The 21,332-nt window shown below is 64.8% G+C and carries 19 protein-coding genes, 1 tRNA gene and 1 pseudogene; 9 read left to right on the forward strand and 12 right to left on the reverse strand.

The window, feature by feature from the left end; all coding sequences use genetic code 11:
* The first annotated feature begins 17 nt into the window (after positions 1 to 17).
* The gene (locus IF803_RS02725; RefSeq protein WP_461191230.1) at positions 18 to 524 is read left to right on the forward strand and encodes an invasion associated locus B family protein; all 507 of its coding nucleotides are present in this window, start codon (positions 18 to 20) and stop codon (positions 522 to 524) included.
* Between the two features lie 10 nt (positions 525 to 534).
* On the opposite strand, the gene IF803_RS02730 is transcribed toward IF803_RS02725, so the two are convergent.
* The 3 genes from IF803_RS02730 to IF803_RS02740 form a co-directional block, all read right to left on the reverse strand.
* On the reverse strand, positions 535 to 942 hold the full coding sequence (locus IF803_RS02730) for a GNAT family N-acetyltransferase (RefSeq protein ID WP_461191231.1): 408 nt from the start codon (positions 940 to 942) through the stop codon (positions 535 to 537).
* Between the two features lie 173 nt (positions 943 to 1,115).
* Positions 1,116 to 1,189, reverse strand: a tRNA-Gln gene (locus IF803_RS02735).
* A 182-nt stretch (positions 1,190 to 1,371) separates the two neighbouring features.
* The gene (locus IF803_RS02740) at positions 1,372 to 3,852 is read right to left on the reverse strand and encodes a penicillin-binding protein 1A (protein ID WP_461191188.1); all 2,481 of its coding nucleotides are present in this window, start codon (positions 3,850 to 3,852) and stop codon (positions 1,372 to 1,374) included.
* 558 nt (positions 3,853 to 4,410) lie between these two features.
* Here IF803_RS02740 and IF803_RS02745 point away from each other — a divergent pair.
* Positions 4,411 to 4,746: a hypothetical protein gene (locus IF803_RS02745; RefSeq protein ID WP_244435761.1), complete on the forward strand. Its 336-nt coding sequence runs from the start codon at positions 4,411 to 4,413 to the stop codon at positions 4,744 to 4,746.
* Between the two features lie 118 nt (positions 4,747 to 4,864).
* On the opposite strand, the gene ggt is transcribed toward IF803_RS02745, so the two are convergent.
* From ggt to IF803_RS02785, 8 genes and pseudogenes are all read right to left on the reverse strand, one after another.
* The gene (ggt, locus tag IF803_RS02750) at positions 4,865 to 6,601 is read right to left on the reverse strand and encodes a gamma-glutamyltransferase (protein ID WP_461191189.1); all 1,737 of its coding nucleotides are present in this window, start codon (positions 6,599 to 6,601) and stop codon (positions 4,865 to 4,867) included.
* Positions 6,602 to 6,684: 83 nt separating this feature from the next.
* Positions 6,685 to 8,196 (reverse strand): amino acid permease, encoded by a 1,512-nt coding sequence (locus IF803_RS02755; RefSeq protein ID WP_461191190.1) that lies wholly within the window; start codon positions 8,194 to 8,196, stop codon positions 6,685 to 6,687.
* Positions 8,197 to 8,330: 134 nt separating this feature from the next.
* Positions 8,331 to 8,639: a BA14K family protein gene (locus tag IF803_RS02760; RefSeq protein WP_461191191.1), complete on the reverse strand. Its 309-nt coding sequence runs from the start codon at positions 8,637 to 8,639 to the stop codon at positions 8,331 to 8,333.
* A gap of 138 nt (positions 8,640 to 8,777) precedes the next feature.
* Positions 8,778 to 9,284, reverse strand: coding sequence for a c-type cytochrome (locus IF803_RS02765; RefSeq protein ID WP_461191232.1), 507 nt, complete (start codon positions 9,282 to 9,284; stop codon positions 8,778 to 8,780).
* A 25-nt stretch (positions 9,285 to 9,309) separates the two neighbouring features.
* Entirely contained in the window at positions 9,310 to 10,587 is a 1,278-nt protein-coding gene (gene soxC, locus IF803_RS02770) for a sulfite dehydrogenase (RefSeq protein ID WP_461191192.1), read from the reverse strand.
* A 215-nt stretch (positions 10,588 to 10,802) separates the two neighbouring features.
* Entirely contained in the window at positions 10,803 to 11,288 is a 486-nt protein-coding gene (locus tag IF803_RS02775) for a DUF1801 domain-containing protein (RefSeq protein WP_411779695.1), read from the reverse strand.
* A 149-nt stretch (positions 11,289 to 11,437) separates the two neighbouring features.
* Complete coding sequence (locus IF803_RS02780; RefSeq protein ID WP_411779694.1) at positions 11,438 to 12,394, reverse strand: catechol 2,3-dioxygenase; 957 nt, start codon at positions 12,392 to 12,394, stop codon at positions 11,438 to 11,440.
* Between the two features lie 183 nt (positions 12,395 to 12,577).
* Positions 12,578 to 14,368: pseudogene (locus IF803_RS02785) on the reverse strand (putative bifunctional diguanylate cyclase/phosphodiesterase); the annotation flags it as partial.
* Positions 14,369 to 14,861: 493 nt separating this feature from the next.
* Here IF803_RS02785 and IF803_RS02790 point away from each other — a divergent pair.
* The 3 genes from IF803_RS02790 (at position 14,862) to IF803_RS02800 (ending at position 17,808) form a co-directional block, all read left to right on the forward strand.
* The gene (locus IF803_RS02790) at positions 14,862 to 16,610 is read left to right on the forward strand and encodes an ATP-binding protein (RefSeq protein WP_028344602.1); all 1,749 of its coding nucleotides are present in this window, start codon (positions 14,862 to 14,864) and stop codon (positions 16,608 to 16,610) included.
* 98 nt (positions 16,611 to 16,708) lie between these two features.
* On the forward strand, positions 16,709 to 17,287 hold the full coding sequence (locus IF803_RS02795; protein WP_461191193.1) for a peroxidase-related enzyme: 579 nt from the start codon (positions 16,709 to 16,711) through the stop codon (positions 17,285 to 17,287).
* Positions 17,288 to 17,295: 8 nt separating this feature from the next.
* Positions 17,296 to 17,808 (forward strand): MgtC/SapB family protein, encoded by a 513-nt coding sequence (locus IF803_RS02800; protein ID WP_028344601.1) that lies wholly within the window; start codon positions 17,296 to 17,298, stop codon positions 17,806 to 17,808.
* Here the strand turns inward: IF803_RS02800 and IF803_RS02805 are convergent.
* Positions 17,769 to 18,395 carry a ParB-like protein gene (locus IF803_RS02805; protein WP_028344600.1) on the reverse strand — a complete coding sequence of 209 codons (627 nt, stop codon included), beginning with the start codon at positions 18,393 to 18,395 and terminating at the stop codon, positions 17,769 to 17,771. The two genes, IF803_RS02800 and IF803_RS02805, sit on opposite strands and share 40 nt — an antisense overlap.
* A 435-nt stretch (positions 18,396 to 18,830) precedes the next feature.
* Between IF803_RS02805 and IF803_RS02810 the strand changes: the two genes are divergently transcribed.
* The 4 genes from IF803_RS02810 (at position 18,831) to IF803_RS02825 (ending at position 21,316) form a co-directional block, all read left to right on the forward strand.
* Positions 18,831 to 19,172, forward strand: coding sequence for a hypothetical protein (locus tag IF803_RS02810; RefSeq protein WP_028334297.1), 342 nt, complete (start codon positions 18,831 to 18,833; stop codon positions 19,170 to 19,172).
* 181 nt (positions 19,173 to 19,353) lie between these two features.
* Positions 19,354 to 19,653: an acyl carrier protein gene (locus IF803_RS02815; RefSeq protein ID WP_024582229.1), complete on the forward strand. Its 300-nt coding sequence runs from the start codon at positions 19,354 to 19,356 to the stop codon at positions 19,651 to 19,653.
* 9 nt (positions 19,654 to 19,662) lie between these two features.
* Complete coding sequence (locus IF803_RS02820; protein WP_016848425.1) at positions 19,663 to 20,139, forward strand: 3-hydroxyacyl-ACP dehydratase FabZ family protein; 477 nt, start codon at positions 19,663 to 19,665, stop codon at positions 20,137 to 20,139.
* Positions 20,132 to 21,316, forward strand: a complete 1,185-nt coding sequence (locus IF803_RS02825; protein ID WP_461191194.1) for a beta-ketoacyl-ACP synthase — start codon at positions 20,132 to 20,134, stop codon at positions 21,314 to 21,316. The genes IF803_RS02820 and IF803_RS02825 overlap by 8 nt, the downstream gene beginning before the upstream one ends.
* Positions 21,317 to 21,332 lie beyond the last annotated feature (16 nt).

The raw sequence follows: 21,332 nt of genomic DNA on the forward strand, positions 1-21,332 counted from the left end.
TGTTGACCTTGTTCGGCATGGGCCACGCTGGCCATGCCCAGACGGCCAAGAACAAGAACGCGCCCGCTCCGGCAGCTGCTCCCGCCGCGCCTCAGGGTGATGCAGCAGCCCCCAACAATTCCGGCTGGGTCGCGCGCTGCACCAGTGCGAGCCGCGACGCCCCGCTCGAATGCGCGATGGAACAGACCGCGGTGCTCACCAAGACCGGCCAGCTGATCGTGCTGGTCAATATCCGCGTGCCCGGCGACACCCGCACGCCGGTTGCGCTGATCCAGCTTCCGCTCGGACTGAACCTGCCTGTCGGCGCCAAGCTGCAGGTCGACGACGGCAAGGCCGTCGACGTGCCGATCCAGACCTGCGAAGCGCGCGGCTGCTACATCAACACGCCGATCGCCGCCGATGTCCTGACCCAGCTGAAATCGGGCAAGCAGCTCAAGGTGTCGTTCCAGAATCTCGGCAAGGAAACCATCTCTATCCCGATGCCGCTCGCCGACTTCGCGACGGTCTACGACAAGATCAAGTAGGCCCGCGCAGTTATCGCTCCCGCTTGTAGAGGAACGCGTTGTCCGGCTGCGGCATGCCTATGGTCTTGTAGAACCCGATCGAGTCAGGCGCCGACAACAGCAGGCACATCGATTCAGGTCCGGCGAGACGCCGCGTTTCCGCGATCAGGCGCTTGCCGATGCCATGTCCCTGGTACTGGCGATCGACTGCAAGGTCCGACAAATAGCAGCAATAGGCGAAATCGGTCAGCGCGCGCGACACGCCGACCAACTTGCCCGCCTTCCGCGCCGTCACGATCAGATTCGCATTGGCGATCATGCGCTCCATCCGGTCGGTATCCGCCAGCGGTCGCCGCTCGCCGAGGCCCGACTGGCGCAGCACCTCGATGAACTCGTCGACGCCGATCGACGCTTCGCGGGCATAGAGAATTTCGTCCATCACCTTAAACCTCTGTCGCAACGAGCCGGACCACACGTGCGGGACCATGGGCGATTACGCTGGACTGATCCACCCTCATGCCGTGATGGCACACACCGCGTCCTGCATCAGGCGCGGGCCGCGCCGGCAATCTCGTCGGGATTTCAAAGGATGACCGCGCCACCGAGGCAGATTGGCTGGGGAACCTGGATTCGAACCAAGACAAACAGAGTCAGAGTCTGTTGTGCTACCGTTACACCATTCCCCAAGAATTGCCCGTGGTATCAACAGCTTAGCTGGATGACTGGACATCTCGGTGCAGCGGGTTCGCCTGCCAAATCAGCGCCCGCGCGAGTGCGACCTTCTACCCGCTTGGTCCCACGCTTGGCAAGCATTGTTGGCGGGGAATGGGCGTGAAAATCGCGGCCAGAAGGCCTTGCCCACCAAGCCTCAGTAAAGCCCGCCCGTCCCTGACCGCATCACGGCTCGATCGGCGTCCGGCGAAATGCCCTGCTGGGTGCCGTCGATCACATCGGTGCCAGCGACCATCCCGGGATCATTGAACGGCGGCGCCTGACCCGGCTTGAAGGCTTCGAGCACCACGCCCCTGTTCTGGCCAGGCGCAGCGCGCTGGCCGGTCTTGGCATCGACCAGGACCAGCCGGATGCCGACCGGCTGCTTGAACGGGGTGGCGGGCTTGTCGGCCAGCGCGAGCTTCAGGAAGTCGCGCGCGATCGGCGCTGCGGTGTGGCCGGCCTGCGCGTTGCGGCCGAGCGAGCGCGGCTTGTCGTAGCCGACATAGAGACCGACCACGAGGTCCGGCGAGAAGCCGACGAACCAGAGATCCTTCGCCTCGTTCGAGGTGCCGGTCTTGCCGGCGAGCGGCTTGCCGACGTCTTTCAGCGCGGTGCCGGTACCGGCCTGAATCACGCCCTCCATCAGCGAGGTGATCTGGTAGGCGGACATCGCGTCGAGCACCCGCTCGCGGCGGTCGACGAGCTGCGGCTCCGGCTGGCTCTTCCAGCCCTCCGGCGCGTCGCAGCCGCGGCATTCGCGCTGATCGTGCTTGAAGATGGTGTGGCCGTAGCGGTCCTGGATGCGGTCGATCAAGGTCGGCTTCACGCGGACGCCGCCATTGGCGATCATCGAATAGGCCGTGGCCATCCGCATCACCGTGGTTTCGCCGGCGCCGAGCGCATAGGCAAGATAGTTCGGCAACTCGTCATAGACGCCGAAGCGCTTTGCATACTCGCCGATCAGCGGCATGCCGATTTCCTGCGCCAGCCGGACGGTCACCGTGTTGAGCGACAGCCGCAGCGCGTTGCGCAGCGTCACCTGGCCCTGATACTTGCCGGTGGAGAAGTTTTCGGGCCGCCAGATGTTGCCCTGCCCCTGGTCGATCTCGATCGGGGCGTCGATCATCATGGTCGATCCGGTGTAACCATTGTCGAGCGCCGACGAATAGACGATCGGCTTGAAGGTCGAGCCGGGCTGCCGATAGGCCTGGGTCGCGCGGTTAAACTGGCTCTGGTCGAACGAGAAGCCGCCGACCATCGCCAGCACGCGGCCGGTGTGCGGATCCATCGCCACCATCGCACCCGACAATTCGGGGATCTGACGCAGCCGGTACTGGCCTTCGACGCGCTGGCCGTCCTTGCTGAAGAGCGGGTCGGCGTAGATCACGTCGCCGGGCTGCAGCACCTGCGCCACCGATGTCGGCGTCTTGCCCCTGCTCTTGGCCCAGCGCACGCCGTCCATCGTGACGATGCCGGTCTCGCGCTGCTTGCTGATGGCGCCGCCGAGTTCGCGGCCCGGCTGGAAACCGATCCGTGCCGACTGATCGTTGCTCTCCAGCACCACCGCCATCCGCCACGGCGAGATGTCGGACAGCGACTTGATCTCGGCGAGCGGCACGCCCCAGTCGCTGGTCAGGTCGAGCTTCTGGATCGCGCCGCGATAGCCCTGCTGCTCGTCATAGTTGACGAGCCCAGCCACCATGGCCTTGCGCGCCATCACCTGGACCTTGGGGTCGAGCGTGGTGCGCACCGAAAGGCCGCCTTCATAGAGCTTCTTCTCGCCATAGCGCTCGAAGATGTCGCGGCGGACTTCTTCCGAGAAATATTCGCCGGCGAAGGTGTGCGCGCCATTGCTGCGGTTGGTGACGGTCAGCGGCTCCTTGCGCGCCTTGTCGGCGTCGGCCGCGGTGATCCAGCCGTTCTCCTGCAGGCGGTCGATCACGTAGTTGCGGCGTTCGACCGCGCGCGCGCGGTTGCGCACCGGATGCAGGCTCGCCGGCATTTTCGGCAGCGCCGCCAGATAGGCCGCTTCCGCGACCGTCAGTTCATTGACGGACTTGTCGAAATACACCAGCGAGGCCGCCGCGATGCCGTAGGCGCCAAGGCCGAGATAGATTTCGTTGAGATAGAGCTCGAGGATCTTGTCCTTGGAGTAAGCCCGCTCGATTCGCATCGCCAGCAAGGCTTCCTTGATCTTGCGGGTGAACGAGACCTCGTTGGTCAAAAGGAAGTTCTTGGCGACCTGCTGGGTGATGGTCGAGGCGCCCTGCGGCCGCCGGTTGGAACCGAAGTTCTGGATGTAGGAGACGCCGGCGCGCGCCATGCCGGTATAGTCGATGCCGCCATGCTCGTAGAAATTCTTGTCCTCGGCGGCGAGGAACGCGTTGATCACGAGCTTCGGCACCGCCTGGATCGGCAGATAGAGCCTGCGCTCCTTGGCGTATTCGCCGAGCAGCGAGCCGTCGGCCGCATGCACGCGGGTCATCACCGGCGGCTCGTAGTTCTGGAGCTGCGAATAGTCGGGCAGGTCCTTGGAGAAATGCCAGAACAGCCCTGCGACTGCGGCCAGACCAGCCAGGAACAGGATGGTGCCTGCGGTGAACAGGAACCCGAAGAACCGCAACAGAAATTTCATCGACCAGATTTCCGTGGCGAATACGTCGCTCGTTCTGAGCGCGCTGCGTGCCACTTAGGCCGCCCGGTATATCGGTCGCTCCATGGACCTGCAATTCAACACCGGAGAATTAAAGCAAGCCAGGCGTCAAACTTATGCCATAGAGCCCGGTTCGCACCCGCAGCCAAATCGGCAGACCTCGCCGACTGGCGGTGCCCGTGGAGGCTGCATCGATCTCCGCTGCAGCGCTGCGCGATTCGCGCGCCGCGCCTGATAGCGCTGCGGTCTCGCTACGCTTGCGCGGAGAGCACGTTACGAAAGAAAAGCGCGGGCCGGACGGATCGATTCCCCTATCCGCCCGCCGATTTGGGTGCTGCGACATCAGAAACCGGTGGACAGCGCCGGCGCGCCGGCCACATTAAGGATTTGTTAACTATAACTACCGCAAGTTGTTGGCATACACCGACTCGCGACGGGCTGATTTGGATGGCACTGCGCGGATTTAGACGGCCTTTTACGGCCGATCCGAATGTCCTTGGATTTCCAAGACCACCCACATCGGCGATGGGCACAGAAGCCTTGGACCTCGTCTATCAGGCGGCGGATTTGTTCCGCAGCATCGAGGACAGGGCCCGCGCCGGCGAGGCCCGCGCCGAGGCCGCCGAACAGGCGCAGCTCGAAATCATCGCCGCCACCGAGCGCAAATTGAGGGATGCGTCGCGGGCGCTTGAGGAAGCCCGACGGCGCATCGAGTCCCAACAGGAGCAGCTCGATGCGGCCGAATTCCGGGCCCAGGCCGCCGAAGCCGAGGCGCGCGAAGCCAAACAATCCCTGGCCCTGGTCGAAGACGCGATCCGCCGGCGCCTGCTGCTGACCAGCGGGCACGACGACGGCAGGTCGACCGCCGTCGCCTGACCGCAGCGCGGATCAATTGGAGCGGTAGCCCGCATGAGCGGAGCGACATGCGGGAGCTCAACAAGACCCGGATATCGCTTCGCTCATCCGGGCTACGGGTTGTCGTTGGGCGTCACGCTCAATACCCCGCAGCGAGCCCCGAATTGCGGCGCGGATCGTTCGCGCCATAGAAGCGGTTGTTGCCGACCGGCTTGCCGTCCAGCGATGGCGCCCCGATGATGATGACCGCGAGGTGATTGGCCGGCTGCGGCGGCCCGAATTTGTGGCCCATGCCCTCCAGGATCTTCCGCGTGTCCGGCGACAGCGTGAAGTCCTCGAGGTTGGTCGCCTCCGGCAGCCATTGCTGGTGGAAGCGCGGCATGTCCACGGCTTCCTGCGCGTTCATGCCGTAGTCGATGGCATTGATCATCGTCAGCAGCACGGCAGTGATGATGCGGCTGCCGCCCGGGGTGCCCATCACGATGACCGGCTTGCCGTCCTTGGAGACGATGGTCGGGCTCATCGAGGACAGCGGACGCTTGCCGGGGACGATCGCGTTGGCCTCCCCCTGCACCAGCCCATACAGGTTCGGCACGCCGACCTTGGCGGTGAAGTCGTCCATCTCGTCATTGAGCAGCACGCCGGTCTTGGCCGCCGTCACCTTGGCGCCGAACCAGTCGTTCAGCGTGTAGGTGACCGACACCGCATTGCCGTCCTTGTCGGCGATCGAATAATGCGTGGTGTTGCTGCCCTCATGCGGCGGAACGCCGGGCCTGATGTCCCTGGAGACGCCGGCCTTTGCCGGGTCGATCGCGGCACGGATCTTCGCGGCGTAGGTCTTGTCGAGCAGCCGCTCGAGCGGATTCTTCACGAAGTCCGGATCGCCGAGGTAGCTGTTGCGATCGACATAGGCGTGGCGCATCGCCTCGATCTGGTAGTGCACCGCCTGCGCCGAATGGTAGCCGAGCTCCTTCAGCGGATAGCCTTCGAGGATGTTGAGCATCTCGCAGATCACCACACCGCCCGAACTAGGCGGCGGCGCCGAGACCACGTGGTAACCGCGATAGTCACATTCGACCGGCGCCAGCTCGCGAACCCTGTAGTTGTCCAGATCCTCCTGCGTCAGCAGGCCCTTGCCGGCCTGGCTCGCGGCGACGATCGCCGCACCGACCCAGCCCTTGTAGAAGCCGTCCGTGCCGCGCTTGCTGATCTCGCGCAGCGTCTCGGCAAGTTCGTGTTGCACCAGCCGTTCGCCGACCTGGAACGGCTTGCCGTTGTTGAGAAAGATCGCGGCCGAGGGCGGATCCTGGCGAAGATCGTCGACCGCAGAATCCAACATCTGAATGTCGCCGCGGTCGAGCACGAAACCGTCCTCTGCGAGTTGCAGCGCCGGCGCGATCACGTCGGCGCGCTTCATGGTGCCGTACTTCTCGCGCGCATATTCCATGCCCGCGACCGAACCGGGCACGCCGACGGCGAGATGGCCCTTGGTGGAGAGGCCGGCGACAATCTTGCCTTCCTTGTCGAGATACATGTCGGCGGTGGCGCCCTTCGGCGCGGTCTCCCGGAAATCCAGGAAGGTCTTGCGGCCGTCGGCGAACTGGATGGTCATGAATCCGCCTCCACCGAGATTGCCGGCGGCGGGATAGGCCACTGCAAGCGCATAACCGACGGCGACCGCCGCATCGACCGCATTGCCGCCCCGCTTCAACACCTCGACGCCGACCTGCGTGGCAAGATGTTGCGCGGAAACCACCATGCCGTTCTCGGCCGCGACCGGCGCAACCGACGCCGCATGGCCGGGAGCTGCCGACACGATGCCGACCGAGACGAGCGCGGCGACCATCCATCGCGCGCATGCATTTGGATTTTTCATGAAGCCTCCCGGGACCTGCGCCGACTGTCGCGGCTTGCAGCGCTATCTCAACGCGTACATCTAGCAGGCCGCACGCGCGCGCACTATAGGCCCGCGCGGTCTCCACCGCTCGCCCGCAGCCGGCTATGCCGTCTGCCATAGGCCGCATAGATCACAAGCCCGATCAGTAGCCACACCGCGAGCCTGATCCAGGTGTCGAGCGGCAGGCCGAACATCAGGAACAGCGAGGTTGCAGCGGCAGCCGGGGCCACCAGCCAGATCGCCGGCGCCTTGAACGGACGCGGCAATTCCGGATCGCGCACGCGCAGCACCAGCGTGCCGATCGAGACCACCGTGAATGCGAACAGCGTGCCGATCGAGACCAATTCGCCGACCAGCCCGATCGGCAACAGCCCGCCGAGAACAGCGGCGATGGTGCCGGCGAAGATGGTCGAGACATAGGGTGTCTGGAAGCGCGGGTGGATTTTGGCGGCAAAGCCCGGCAGCAATCCGTCATGCGCCATGGCGCGAAAGATCCGCGGTTGCGCCAGCAGCATGATGAGGATCACCGATGTCAATCCGAACAGGATGCCGAGCTTGATGAACGGACCGAGCCCGCCGATGCCGACCGCATCGATGCCGACGGCGATCGGATCGGGCACGCTGAGCCGGTCATAGGGCACGATGCCGGTCAGCACGAATCCGACCGCGACATAGAGCGCGGCGCAGATCATGAGCGAGCCGAGAATACCGATCGGCATGTCGCGCTCCGGCGTCTTCGCCTCCTGCGCCGCGGTCGAGATCGCATCGAAGCCGATATAGGCGAAGAACACCACCGCCGCGCCGCGGACCACGCCGGACCAGCCGAACACGCCAGGACCAGCATTCGGCGGGATCAGCGCGCCCTCCGGGTTGCTCGCCGTCACCCAGTTCGCCAGCGTCACCGAGGAAGCCGCGGTGGCGAGAAACAGCGCGATCACGACGAGCTTGACCACAACGACGAAGCTGGTGAAGCGCGCGGACTCGCGAATGCCGACCACCAGCAGCGTGGTCACGAAGGCGATGATCGCCATCGCCGGGATGTTGATGACCGCACCGGTCGACGACCATGCGCCGGTGTTGACGTCGTAGGCGAGCGGCGCCGAGGTGAATTGCTGCGGCAGGTTGACGCCGAAATCGCGCATCAGACTGACGAAATAGCCGGACCACCCGACCGAGACCGCGATCGCGCCGACCGCGTATTCGAGGATCAGGTCCCAGCCGATGATCCAGGCGATCAGTTCGCCGAGCGTGGCATAGGCATAGGTGTAGGCGCTGCCGCAGATCGGCACCGTCGACGACATCTCGGCGTAGCACAGGCCGGCGAAGGCGCAGGCCACCGCACCAATCATGAAGGAGAGCGTGACCGCGGGACCGGCATTGGCGGCGGCCGCGTGGCCCGTCAGCACGAAGATGCCGGCGCCGATGATGCCGCCGATGCCGAGCGTGACCAGTTGCAACGCCGACAGCGACCGCCTGAAGACCGGCGTCTCCGCGTCGCCGTCGGCCCGCGCCGCCTCCCGCAACAGGTCCGAGGTCGACTTTCGGTCCCAGAAACCGGCCAGAGCGTCTGTCACGCCGGGTGTCCTCCGCCGCTCGGGTCCGGCGGGACCCAACACGATCGGCAGACTATAACGCGGCTAACGTCCAGTCGTTCGCGCGCCGGGCGAATGCCGGCGCCGTTATCCACCGCCAAGCGCGGTGCAGGGCCTTATCGGCAGGGATGGCGGCGGCCGTCGCGGCCAAGGAAGGTGCCGGACGCCGGATCGAATGAACGGTAACGCGCGCAGGCGGAAGATGGCTCCGCCGCGGACATGGCACCGTAGGCGTTCGCCGGATTGCGCCCGCGCTGCGCGGCCTCCTGGGCCTCACCCCATGGCGTCAGGGCGCCGCCGTTGATCGCGCTGCGCCCGGGATTTTGCGCGTCGAAATATGCCGGCTCCGACATCTGGGCCGCGACCGGCGTGAACGTCATTCCCACGAGCAGCATGGCGGCTGCGACTGCCCATGACCTGGTCATGCGGCCTCTCCTATCGATCAATAAACGTGTGCCGGATGACGGCCGAGCCGCCCCCAAGCGGAGATAGGGACGGCAATCCTCCGGGCACAGGGGCCACGGCCTCACGATGCTGCGAGCAAGCCGGCCGTGGCCCGCCGCTCAATGGTTATGCACGTCCGGCCGCGGGTCGGAGACGAACCCGTCGCGGTTCGGCATCTTGATCGTGGCGAGCGACCTGGCGTCGAGCACCGCATTGGCCGGCACGATGCCGTTCAGGCTGAGGATGTAGGCGGACACCGCGTAGACGTCCTCATTGCTCAGCGACTGCGGCGCGTTCTGCGGCATCGCGCGGCGGATGTAGTCGAACAGCGTCGGCGCATAGGGCCAATAGCTGCCGACGGTGCGGATCGGTTTGGGACTCGCCAGCGTGCCCTGTCCGCCGACCAGGCGGTCGCCGACGCCGCCCTGCCCGCTGTCGCCATGGCACGCCGCGCATTGCTCGCTGAACACCGTGCGGCCGCGCTCGACGCTGCCGCTGCCCGGCGGCAGGTTGGAGCCGTCACGGCCGATATCGATGTTCCAGCCGGCGATCTCGGCAGGCGTTGCCGCACGCCCGATGCCAAAGCGATCCTCGGCCTGCCCGGCAGTGGCGAGCATCGCGACCATACTCGCAAGGAACGCCGCCTTGAGCTCACGCCTGGCCATTGGTCACCTCACCATTCGCATCGATGCGCCAGGGCCAGATCGCGTTGTTGTGGTAGAACGAGTTGAGACCGCGCACCTTGACCAATTCCGCCAGCGTCGGCTGGACGTAGCCGGTCTCGTCGATGGCACGGCTCTGAATCACGGCGGGCTTGCCGTCCCAATGCCAGGGCAAGCGGAAGCGCGTGAGCGCGCGCGTCAACACCGGCTCCTGCAATTCGGCCTGCTGCCAGCTTTTGCCCTCGTCGAGCGAGACCTCGACGCTCTTGACCTTGCCGTGACCGCTCCAGGCGATGCCGGTAATCTCGTGAAAGCCCTGCGTCGTCAGCTTCTGCCCGCCGGACGGCCGCGTGATGATCGACTTGGCTTCCATATAGAAGGTGAATTCGCGCGACGTGCCGTCGGGCATCGGGTCGGTGTATTTCGAGGTCTCCTCGCGCGAATAGGCCGGCTCGGCGACGACCTTGAGCCGGCGCAGCCACTTCACATTCATGTTGCCCTCGAAGCCGGGCAGCAACAGGCGTAGCGGATAGCCCTGCTGCGGGCGCAGCCGCTCGCCATTCTGGCTGTAGACCAGCATGGCGTCGTCGAGGCATTTCTCGATCGGGATCGAGCGCGTCAACGCAGCGGCGTCGGCGCCTTCGGCCACGATCCATTTGGCACCCGCCTGCAGGCCCGCCTCGTCCAGCACCGTCTTGAGCGGCACGCCGGTCCATTCCGCGCAGCTCAGGAGGCCGACGAGGTCGGAGGCCGTCTTGCCGTAGGGCTTGGTGTAGACCGGATTGCCGGAGCACTCGAGGAAGTGGATGCGCGACTGCGACGGAAAGCGGCGGATGTCCTCCATCGTGAACACCAGCGGGCGATCGACCATGCCATGCAGCACCAGCCGGTGCTCGGCCGGGTCGATGGTCGGCACGCCGCCGTGGTGGCGTTCGTAGAACAAACCGTTCGGCGTGATGATGCCGTCGAGCTCCTGCAACGGCGTGCGGCCCGAAGCGGAAATATACTGCGGCAGTGTCTTCGAGATGTTCTTGACGACGGCCTTCTCGTGAGCCGACGGCGTGCCATAGGGCTGGCTACCCATCGGGTCACCGGGCGCTTTCATCCATTCCGGCACATTGGGCGGAAGATTATTCCCCTGTTCGGCAAGCGCGGTAGAACCGGCAACTCCCGATATCGCGGTGCCACCGGCCAGTGCTGCACCGGCCTGAAGGAATCGCCTGCGAGACGCCTCTCGCACGCGCTTGTCCGTCGTGTGTTCGATCATCGACGTTTTCCTCTGACGTTACCGGGGCATGATCCGGAAAAGTGCGAAGCGGTTTTCCGAAGAGATCATGCCAGGACAACAATCTAAAGCGCGATGACGATTCATCGTGCTCTGGTGCAGCCTAACACCAAACAGCTGAGGCGAGGCAATGCTTCATCGCGCAGAGCTGCATCGACAGCGCGTGATGGCCGTTGTTCGACAGTCTTTGCTTGCGTTCACATCCGTTCGCCGGGCAATAGACTGGCTTGCTTCACCCACGCGGTGAGCTGGGCTTCGTCGAGCTCGTCGTTCTCGTGAATGTCGAGATAGCGCGTGTGCTGCTGCCTGGACTCGCCCGGCGGCACCGGATGCAGCGACGCGCCGCGAAAGAACGCCACCTTGACGTAGCGCGTGAAGACATGGATGCCGAGGAACCAGCCTTCCCCTTCCATGCCGTAGAGCGGCGAGTTCCACTTCACCGCCTTCTGCACGCCGGGGACGGTACGCACGATGAGCGCGTCAAGCTTGCGTCCGACGTCGCGCTTCCACCCCGGCATCGCGGCGATATAGGCTTGCACCGGAGCGTCACCATATCCCTTGGCGATCTGCGGATTGCCGCCTGCGAGCAGACGCGGCTTTGCAGTGTCACGCTTCACGGCGCTCTTTTTCGCACCCTTCGCCGACGTCTTTGGCGTCTTGCCAGCCTTTGTGCTCGTTCTCACCCGTTCACGTCTCGCGCGCAGCGCTGCGCAGCGTCCGTCCTCGCGAGCCGGATCATATCGGCTGCGCGTCGGTGTTGTCGTCAGCGAGCGCGCGTGTTCGCGGCGGCGTATCGACGCGCTCGGGCGGCTTTCGTGTGGCGATCCGGCATCTAGTCGATCACGGGTGGCGTACCGTGGGTGTGGAACGACTCGATCGTCTTCAACCCCCACGCCTGTCCCCTCTTGCGCTCTTCCTCGGTCCACACGATCGGCTTCCAGTCCGGCGCAAGGATCAGACGTGCGCCGGCGTTGGCGACCTCGACGCGGTTGCCGCCGGGTTCATAGACATAGAGGAAGAAGGTCTGCTGGATCGCGTGCTTGTGCGGCCCGGTCTCGATATGCACCCCGTGCTCGAGAAAAATATCCGCGGCCCGCAGGATCTCCTCACGGCTGTCGAGCGCGTAGGTGACATGGTGAAACCGGCCGCGCTTGCCGTAATGGTCGCGCGTATAGGCGAAGTCGTAGCTCTTGTTCGACATCGTCATCCACATCGCGGCTTCCGTGCCGTCGTTGAGCACGATCTGCTCGGTGGTGCGGCAGCCGAGGTAGTCTTCGAAGAACAGACGGTTGGCCTTGATGTCGACCGCGAGGCAATTGAGATGGTCGAGCCGGCGGACATTGACGCCGCGCGCCGGAAAGCGCTGCGCCTGATTTTTCAGCGCGGGCTTCAGCTCGGACGGCGCCTCGTACCACTCGGTCTCGTAATAGAGCTCGATGACATGGCCATCGGGATCGCGGCAGCGGAATGCCGGCCCCTGCCCCATGTCATCGTCGATCCAGCCGATATCGAAGCCCGAGCCCTTCAGCGCGGCGACGCGACGTTCGAGCGCCTGCGGGCTGCGCGCCCGCAGCGCCATGTGCTCCATCCCTGAAGTCTTCGAGGCCGTCAGCTTCAGCGAATAGCGCTCGTAATCGTCCCAGCCGCGCAGATATACCGACTCGCCCTTGCGGCCGCTGACGGTCATGCCCATGACGTCGACGAAGAATTTCAGGCTCTCGTCCGGCTTCGGCGTCAAAAGCTCCATGTGCCCGAGATGCGCGAGATCGAAGATCGGTTCCGGCTGCATGGGCGGTCTCCCTCCGCGACGACGCCGGATCGACGACTTGCGGTTGGACAGGTGAGCGGCGCGTCGATTTGTACTAGTGTACAAATGATTAGGTCCCGTCAACAAAATTACTGGCAACGGCAATTGCGCTCGCACGGCATTCCGTCGCCGGAATCACCTCGTGAAAGCGGTCGAGGCAGGCGGTCAGGCGACCGAGACGGCGGTCTCGCGATGCGACGAGAGCAGCTTGCGGATTTCAGCCGATGACACCGGCCGGCTGAACAGATAGCCCTGCATCTCGGTGCAGCCGAGGATGCGCAGCAGGTTGCGCTGCTGCTCGGTCTCGACGCCCTCCGCGGTCGTGGTCATGTCGCTGGCAGCGGCGATGTTGACGACGGCCTGGACGATCGTGGACGACGCGCCGGTCCCGGCGAGATCCTTGATGAAGGCGCGATCGATCTTGATCTTGTCGAACGGGAAGCGCTGCAGGTAGCTCAGCGAGGAATAGCCGGTGCCGAAATCGTCGAGCGCGATACGGACGCCGAGTTCGCGCAGCTGATGCAGGATATCGAGCGCAGCCTCGTCGTCGCGGATCAGCACCGCCTCGGTGATCTCGAGCTCAAGTCGCGAAGGTGCAAGACCTGTCGCGGCGAGCGCGGCGGCGACGTTGAGTGCCAGTGTCTGGCTCTTGAACTGGATCGGAGACACGTTGACCGCGACATGAACATGCTCCGGCCAGTTCATCGCCTCGCGGCACGCGGTGTTGAGCACCCAGTGACCGAGATCGTTGATCAGGCCGGTGTCCTCGGCGATCGGGATGAAATCCGCCGGCGAGATGGTGCCGCGTTCCGGATGACGCCAGCGCACCAGCGCCTCGCAGCAACTGACCTGGCCCTCCTCGAGATGGAGCAGCGGCTGATAATGCAGCTCGAAGCTGCCGTCGGCGATCGCCTGGCGCAGCTCGAGCTCGAGGCTGCGCCGCGCCTTGGCACGTGCGTCCATGCCGGTCTCGAAGAACCGGTAGGTGCGGCGGCCGTCGCTCTTGGCTCCGTAGAGCGCGAGGTCGGCATTGCGCAGCAATTGATCGATGTCGAGGCCGTCGGCGGGCGCAACGGCGATGCCGATGCTGGCGTCGGTGGTGATCAAATGCCCGCTGCACTCGATCGGCCGGCGGATCGCCTGATAGATCGCAGCAAGGAGCTGCATGGTCTCGGTCTGATCGCGGACGACGGTCTGGATCACGGCAAACTCGTCACCGCCGAGCCGCGCCGCGACGTCGGTGTCCCCAACGCAGGTGCGCAGGCGGTCGGCGATCGCCCTGAGCAATTCGTCGCCGATCTGATGGCCGAGCGCGTCGTTGACGGCCTTGAACTCGTCGATGTCGATATACATGACCGCGAGCTGCTGATCCGGCCGGATCGCCTTCAGCGCCCGCTCCAGGCGCTCGCGGAACAGCACGCGGTTCGGCAGGTCGGTCAGCGCATCATAGTGCGCCATGTGGGCGATCCTGTTCTCGGTGCGCGTGCGCTCCGTGATATCCTGGATGGTCGCCACCCAGCCGCCTTCCGGCAGCGGCTTGTTGACGATCTCGATCGCGCGCCCGCCCGGCGCCTGCGTCAGCTGACGCGTGGCGCGGCCAAGCTTCACGTTGCCCATGATGGCGTCGCAGAAGTCGTCGACATCGCCGTCGAACGAGCCGGTCTCCTGCCTGTGCGCGATCAGCCGGTGCATGGTGCAGCCGGGCTTGGCGACGTCGGGCGAAAGCCCGAACATCTCGATGTAGGGACGGTTGCAGATGATGATGCGCGCCGACGCGTCGTAGAGCACGAGGCCCTGCGGAATGTTGTTCACGGCGGTCATGAGATTGCGACGTTCGGTGGCGAGCCGCTCGTCGGAGATTTCGTGCCGCTTGAGCAACAGGAAGACGATCACGGCCATGATCGCGAATGCCGCCATCAGCAGGCCTTCGCGCTCGCTCCATTGCGCGGTGGCGCTTCCGAGCAGGCTGCCGACCAACAGGCCGGCACAGAACGCCAGCCCCTTGGTCGAGCCAGCATCGGCATTTCCTGAATTGCGATGTTCGATGCGCACGCTGATCTCTCCCGGGCGCGGCATCGTTACGCAGCACAAATGGAAAGGTCGTTACAACTCGCAGTTAGCAATCGGTTACGCGATACCGGGCCACAGCGCATGACAAATCGAGCCCAATTCCCCGCAAACCTACGGAGCTGCCGATGCACTCCTCGGAGATGGTGAATCCCGCGTTAACGGAAAAACCGGGAAACAAACGCGGCTGTGCCGGAAAGCGACGAATCCGCCGCCGATGCACATGACGGGGCGTCATCTCGCGGCACGATAGAAACAAATCGTCACCGGGAAGGTGTAGATTTAGCCGATGCAGAACCCCGGCGATTTAACGGTTTTTCCAATCCCGGGCGGGCATATTGGTCCGGACATTTAGATTTTGAGAACGAGCCAGGCTGGAACTGTGACACCCTTCGGACGTGTGATCTCTGTGCGCGGCTCGCAGGCCCGGGTTGGGCTGCTGGCGGGCGGCCAGATGCAACTTTCAGAGATGCGAGCAACGGTCGGCCGGTTCGTCAGTATCCGCTGCGCGAGTTCGGTCATCGTCGCCATGATCACCGAAGTGACGTGCGAGAACCTGCCGGCATCCGACGAATACATGGCGACCGCCTCGGTCGACCTGCTCGGCGAGATCCTGGGCGGCGACCGCCCGAAATTCCAGCGCGGCGTCACCCATTATCCGACCATCGGCGACAGCACCGATCTGATCACGAACCAGGAGCTGCGCACGGTCTATGCGCCGAGCGGCTCGGATCAGATCAATGTCGGCACGCTGCAGCAGGATCGTTCTGTGATCGCCTATGTCGACGTCGAGGAGATGCTCTCCAAGCACTTCGCGGTGCTCGGCTCGACCGGCGTCGGCAAATCCACCGGCGTGTCGCTGCTGCTCAACGAGATCCTGAAGTCGCGGCCGAACCTGCGCATCTTCCTGCTCGACGTGCACAACGAATATGGCCGCTGCTTCGGCGAGCGCGCGCAGGTGCTCAACCCGCGAAACCTGAAGCTGCCGTTCTGGCTGTTCAACTTCGAAGAGATCGTCGACGTGCTGTTCGGCGGCCGGCCCGGCGTGCCCGAGGAGCTCGACATCCTCGCCGAAGTGATTCCGATGGCGAAGGGCATCTACACCCAGTACCAGAACTCCGACCGGGTCGGTCTCGGGCTGAAGCGCATCGACCCCAAGCAGGTCGGCTACACCGTCGATACGCCGGTGCCCTATCGCCTCGTCGACCTGATCTCGCTGATCGACGAGCGCATGGGCAAGCTGGAGAACCGCTCCTCGCGCATCATCTATCACAAACTGATCTCGCGCATCGACGCGGTGCGCAACGATCCGCGCTACGCCTTCATGTTCGACAATGCCAATGTCGGCGGCGATACCATGGCCGAGGTGATCAGCCATCTGTTCCGCCTGCCGGCCAACGGCAAGCCGATGACCATCATGCAGCTCGCCGGCTTCCCCGCCGAAGTCGTCGATTCCGTGGTGTCGGTGCTGTGCCGCATGGCGTTCGATTTCGGGCTGTGGAGCGACGGCGTCTCGCCGATGCTGTTCGTCTGCGAGGAAGCGCACCGCTACGCGTCCGCCGACCGCAATATCGGCTTCGGGCCGACCCGCAAGGCGGTGTCGCGCATTGCCAAGGAAGGCCGCAAATACGGCGTCTATCTCGGTCTGATCACCCAGCGTCCGGCCGAGCTCGACGCGACCATCATCTCCCAGTGCAACACGCTGTTCACGATGCGCCTCGCCAACGACCGCGACCAGGCGCTGCTGCGCTCCGCCGTCTCGGACGCCGCTGCCAACCTGCTGTCCTTCGTGCCCTCGCTCGGCACCCGCGAGGTGCTGGCGTTCGGCGAAGGCGTGGCGCTGCCGACCCGGCTGCGCTTCAAGGAGGTGCCGCCGCACCAGCTGCCGCGCGGCGAGGCCACCATCGCCACGGTGCCGTCGGTCGCCGCCGGCCATGACATGCATTTCGTCAGCGCCGTGCTGGAGCGCTGGCGCGGCGCCACCTCGCATCGCGACAGCCCGAGCGGCGACGCCAACTTCAACTCTCCGGCGCCGGCGCGCACCATGGCGCCGGCCGAGGCGCCGATGCTGCAGCCCTCGCTCGGCCTCGATCCGGACCGTTTCTCGCTGCTGAAGAAGCCGCTGCGCTGACGTCAGTGCCGCAGGGTGCCGATGCGCCTTGCGCCCGAGGCGTCATCCACTATGGTCTCGCGTGACGCCGCATCCAGGCGGCACGCCGGAACCATCTCATGACGCAGCCGACCGCAAAACGCTTCCCGACGCCCGCTCTCGACAAGCTCCCCCAGGACATTCGCGCCCGCATCCTGACCGTGCAGGAGAAATCCGGCTTCGTGCCGAACGTCTTCCTCACCTTGGCCTACCGCCCGGACGAGTTTCGCGCCTTCTTCGCCTATCACGACGCGCTGATGGAAAAGGACTCCGGCCTCTCGAAGGCCGAGCGCGAGATGATCGTGGTGGCGACCAGCGCCGCCAATCAGTGCCAGTATTGCGTGATCGCCCACGGCGCGATCCTGCGCATCCGCGCCAAGAATCCCGAGATCGCCGACCAGATCGCGGTCAACTACCGCAAGGCCGATATCACGCCACGGCAGCGCGCGATGCTCGACTTCGCCATGAAGGTGAGCCGCGCGGCCGAGGAAGTCTCGGAGGCGGACTTCGCCGCGCTTGCCGCCCACGGCTTCAGCGACGACGACGTCTGGGACATCGCGGCGGTTGCGGCGTTCTTCGCGCTGTCGAACCGGCTCGCCAACGTCACCGGCATGCGGCCGAACGGCGAGTTCTACATGCTCGGCCGGCAGCCGAAATAGAGGACGCCTTGGCGGACTGGAGCGAGATCATCCTGCGTCTCGGCGCGGCCACCCTTGCCGGCTGCGCGATCGGGCTCGACCGCGACCTGCGCGGCAAGCCGATCGGCCTGAAGACGCTGGGTCTCGTCAGCCTTTCGACGGCCATGGTCGTGCTGTTGGCATTGCAGGCCGTCGAGCCCGGCAAGTTCACCGACGCGGTGAGCCGCGTGATCCAGGGCGTGCTGACCGGCATCGGATTTCTCGGCGCCGGCGTGATCGTGCGGCAGGGCGACCGCTTCCAGGTCCGCGGCCTGACCAGCGCCGCATGCGCATTCTTCGCCGCTTGCGTCGGCATCGTCTGCGGCGCCGGACATTGGCCGATCGTCGTCACCGCCGTCGCGCTGGCGTTCCTGCTGTTGACCTTCGGCAAGCGGACCGAGCGGTGGCTGCACCACGCGCTCGGTGGCAAGGAGGATCAGCACAGGCCGGAGGCCGCGGCAGATCAGTCGTCGGATGCCGGCCCGCACCAGCCGGGCAAATAGACCGCGTCCTTGCTGCGACCGAGCGCCAGTCCCTTCTCCAGCGCCTTGGCGAAATTGTTCTCCACCGTCTTGCGCGGGATGTGGCGGCGCAGGAAATCGGCCCACAGGAATTCGCTGAACGGCGTCGTGTCCTTGGCGAAACCGCCCGCCCGGCGCATCTCGCCGGCGAGGCTGCGGAAAGGATCGTCCCTGAGATCCTTGATCGATTTCGGAATGTCCTTGAAGTGGCGGCGCTCGCCCTTGGAATCGTAGGGATAGACCCAGCGCTTGTTGTCCATCACGCCCCAGAACACGTCACGCTCGACCATCGTGAGATCGCCGATTACCGTGACCAGGATGTCCTTGACGCCCTCCTCGTGCAGCGCCCGCGCCATGTGATGGTGATCGACCACGTAGTAGCGATCGTCGGGACCATGGACGACCGGGATCATGTGCTTGCCCAGCAGTTCGGCGCGCTTCTTGTCCGACTTGTGCTCGCGCCAGCGCTTCCGCTTCTCCGTCACCTCCTGCATGCCGACCGTCATCTGGGTCGGCCGCAGCGACATGATCGGGACCGGTTTGACGTAAGGCTCGCGCGTGTGGGCCATGATTTATGCTCCCTTTTGACCGGCACTCCGGAACGGGTTCCACTATGTCATGAGCCCGCAGGCGGGTGAAAGAGTCCGGTGTGCCGGAATGGCTTCACGAAGCGGTGGGGCCGACGGCCGGATGGTCCGGCCTCGGGGCTGTCGATGCCCCCGGCCGTCAATGCGTAGGATGCCAATGCCGGGGCGCGCAGCCTCAACCTCAATGACGGCGTTGCAGCGCAAACTGTGCGTGCGCGAAGGTCGAACGCGTGTGTCGACATCGGCCTCGTCATCGCAATGCCGAGCATCCCGCGCACCGCAGCAGTCACCTCGACGGCAAGCCAGTTCCTGGAGGTGATCGAAGCATGAATACCACCTCTGCGCGCACCAAGATTTTAGGTGTGAAGTGCAGCGAACATGCTAAACATAACCGGCGACGCGACCGGACTGACAACAGTGAAGACGCAGCGGCCAATTTCCTCGGATGCGGAGCACGTGGTGCTCAAATTCCGGCCGCGTACCTCGGCGCAGCCGCCCGGCAAGCGCGAGGAGCCGCTCCGATCGACTCGCCCGGCTTCCGTTGCCAACGATCTCTCTCGCTATGAGAAGCCGCGCGAGGAGCCGGACGATTTCCGCCAGCGCATGCTCGCCAACATCGCCGCCTTCGCCTTCACGGTGGCGCTCACCGCGATCGGCATCTGGCTTGCCATGAGCATCGCCGATTTGCGCAAGACCCAGGATTGCGTGCTGATGGGCCGCCGGGATTGCGCGAAGATTACGGTGATGCCGCGCAGCTAGGCTGGCCGGAACCCTACCCAAAAACCGTCCTTGCGAGGCCGGCCAAGCTCCATTGAACTAACGGCCCTGCTCCGATATACGGGCACACGACTCCGGCACCAGCAATCGGGCATTCCGGGGCAACGCGCCCGCCTCCTCTGAGCCGACCCGGAATTACCTTCAATATATCAAAGGCTTAATGATGTCCTCCACATTCGAGCAGATCGCCAACATTATCGCGGAGACCTGCGACATCCCGCGCGACACGATCAAGCCGGAGAGCCACGCGATCGACGATCTGGGGATCGACAGCCTCGACTTCCTCGACATCGCGTTTGCCATCGACAAGGCCTTTGGGATCAAGATGCCGCTCGAAAAGTGGACCCAGGAGGTCAACGACGGCAAGGCCACGACGGAGCAGTATTTCGTGTTGAAGAATCTCGCCGACCGCATCGACGAGCTGGTTGCAGCCAAGAACGCGGGCACGGGCACGGGCTCGTAATCGCCCATCATGCAGCTCGAGATCTTTCAGCTGATCGATCGGATCGTCGACCTCAACCTCGACGCAAGGACCATTGTCGTCGAGGCGGATGTCCCGCCCGACAGCCATTCGGTGTTCGCGGGGCACTTCCCGGGCTATCCGATCATGCCCGGCGTGCTGCTGACCGAAGCAATGGCCCAGAGCTCAGGCTGGCTGATCCTCGGTCTGACCAAGTTCGAGCGCATGCCCTTCCTCGCCATGGTCAAGGAAGCCAAGATGCGCGGCTTCGTCAGCCCCGGTTCGCTCCTGACCATCGAGGCCAAGATCGAGCACGAAGGTTCAGGCTTCGCCGTGACCTCGGCGAAGGTTCGCGTCGGCAAGGAGCTCAAGTGCAATGCCGAGCTGACCTTCCGTCACATCCCCTTCCCCAGCCCGGACTTGCGCGTGCACATGGATGCCATGGCCACCAAGATCGGGTTTCCGCAGCAGGCAATGAGTCATGGCTGAGAAGGAAGTCTGGATCACCGGCGTAGGCCTGCTCTCCTCGCTTGGCGAAGGGCTGGATGCGCATTGGGAGGCGCTCGGCGCCCGGCGCGTCAATGCCGACGAGAAGCGGCTCGCGCCATACGTGATCCATCCGATCGCCCCCGTCAGCTTCGACGCCCAGATCCCGAAGAAGGGCGATCAGCGTCAGATGGAGACGTGGCAGCGGATCGGTACCTATGCCGCCGGGCTGGCGCTCGATTCCGCTGGCGTCAAAGGCAATCAGGAAATCCTGTCGCGGATGGACATGATCATCGCAGCCGGTGGCGGCGAGCGTGACCTCAATGTCGACCTGGCGATCATGAACGCCGATGCGCAGGGCAAGCTGCCGCCCGCCCTGCTCAACGAGAAGCTGATGAACGAGCTGCGCCCGACGCTGTTCCTGGCGCAGCTCTCCAACCTGCTCGCCGGCAACATCGCGATCGTTCACGGCGTGTGCGGGACCTCCCGCACCTTCATGGGCGAGGAAGCCTCGAGCATCGACGCGGCACGGATCGCGGTCGCGCGCATTGGAGCCGGCCAGAGTGACATCGCCTTGGTCGGTGCCGCTCATAACGGCGATCGCGGCGACCTCTTGATGCTTTATGCATTCGGCGATCTCGCCCTCAAGGACCAGCATAGCTCGGTCTGGGCCCGCAGGAACAACCCGGGCTTTGCCATTGGCTCCGCCGGCGCCTTCCTCGTGATGGAATCGCGCGAACATGCCGAGGCCCGCGGCGCAAAGCCGTACGCCAAGCTGACCAAGGTGGTCGCCGACCTTGCCCGACGCAAGGAGCCGGGCGCCGTGACGAAATCGCTGCAAGCATTGTGGCCGCAACTCGGCGTCAGCGGCGACAGCGGTATCCTGATCACGGGTGCGACCGGCGCCGAGCCTGCGACCGCCGAAGAGCGCGCATTCCTCAGCCAGCATGCCGGCTTTGCCGTCCGCGCCACCGGAACGACCTTTGGCCACACCATGGAGGCGCAGTTCCCGCTCGGGCTCGCGCTGGCCGCGCTGTCGATCTCGCGCGGCGCGCTCTATCCGGCCAACGACCCGACCGGGCTGGAGGTTGAAAAGACCGAAGCGCCAACCCAGATTGTCGTATTGGGGGTCGGCCACTGGCAGGGCGAAGGCATGGCACTGGTCGAGGCCGTCAAGTAATTCGGCGCAAGCACCG

It is taken from the genome of Bradyrhizobium sp. UFLA06-06 (assembly GCF_054820065.1).

Excerpts from the sequence above, each read along its gene's own strand:
- IF803_RS02725 (WP_461191230.1), top strand. The coding sequence starts at position 18 with ATGGGCCACGCTGGCCATGCCCAGACGGCCAAGAACAAGAACGCGCCC.
- IF803_RS02730 (WP_461191231.1), bottom strand. The coding sequence starts at position 942 with ATGGACGAAATTCTCTATGCCCGCGAAGCGTCGATCGGCGTCGACGAG.
- IF803_RS02740 (WP_461191188.1), bottom strand. The coding sequence starts at position 3,852 with ATGAAATTTCTGTTGCGGTTCTTCGGGTTCCTGTTCACCGCAGGCACC.
- ggt (WP_461191189.1), bottom strand. The coding sequence starts at position 6,601 with ATGAAAAATCCAAATGCATGCGCGCGATGGATGGTCGCCGCGCTCGTC.
- IF803_RS02760 (WP_461191191.1), bottom strand. The coding sequence starts at position 8,639 with ATGACCAGGTCATGGGCAGTCGCAGCCGCCATGCTGCTCGTGGGAATG.
- IF803_RS02765 (WP_461191232.1), bottom strand. The coding sequence starts at position 9,284 with ATGGTCGCGATGCTCGCCACTGCCGGGCAGGCCGAGGATCGCTTTGGC.
- soxC (WP_461191192.1), bottom strand. The coding sequence starts at position 10,587 with ATGATCGAACACACGACGGACAAGCGCGTGCGAGAGGCGTCTCGCAGG.
- IF803_RS02780 (WP_411779694.1), bottom strand. The coding sequence starts at position 12,394 with ATGCAGCCGGAACCGATCTTCGATCTCGCGCATCTCGGGCACATGGAG.
- IF803_RS02795 (WP_461191193.1), top strand. The coding sequence starts at position 16,709 with ATGACGCAGCCGACCGCAAAACGCTTCCCGACGCCCGCTCTCGACAAG.
- IF803_RS02805 (WP_028344600.1), bottom strand. The coding sequence starts at position 18,395 with ATGGCCCACACGCGCGAGCCTTACGTCAAACCGGTCCCGATCATGTCG.
- IF803_RS02815 (WP_024582229.1), top strand. The coding sequence starts at position 19,354 with ATGTCCTCCACATTCGAGCAGATCGCCAACATTATCGCGGAGACCTGC.
- IF803_RS02820 (WP_016848425.1), top strand. The coding sequence starts at position 19,663 with ATGCAGCTCGAGATCTTTCAGCTGATCGATCGGATCGTCGACCTCAAC.
- IF803_RS02825 (WP_461191194.1), top strand. The coding sequence starts at position 20,132 with ATGGCTGAGAAGGAAGTCTGGATCACCGGCGTAGGCCTGCTCTCCTCG.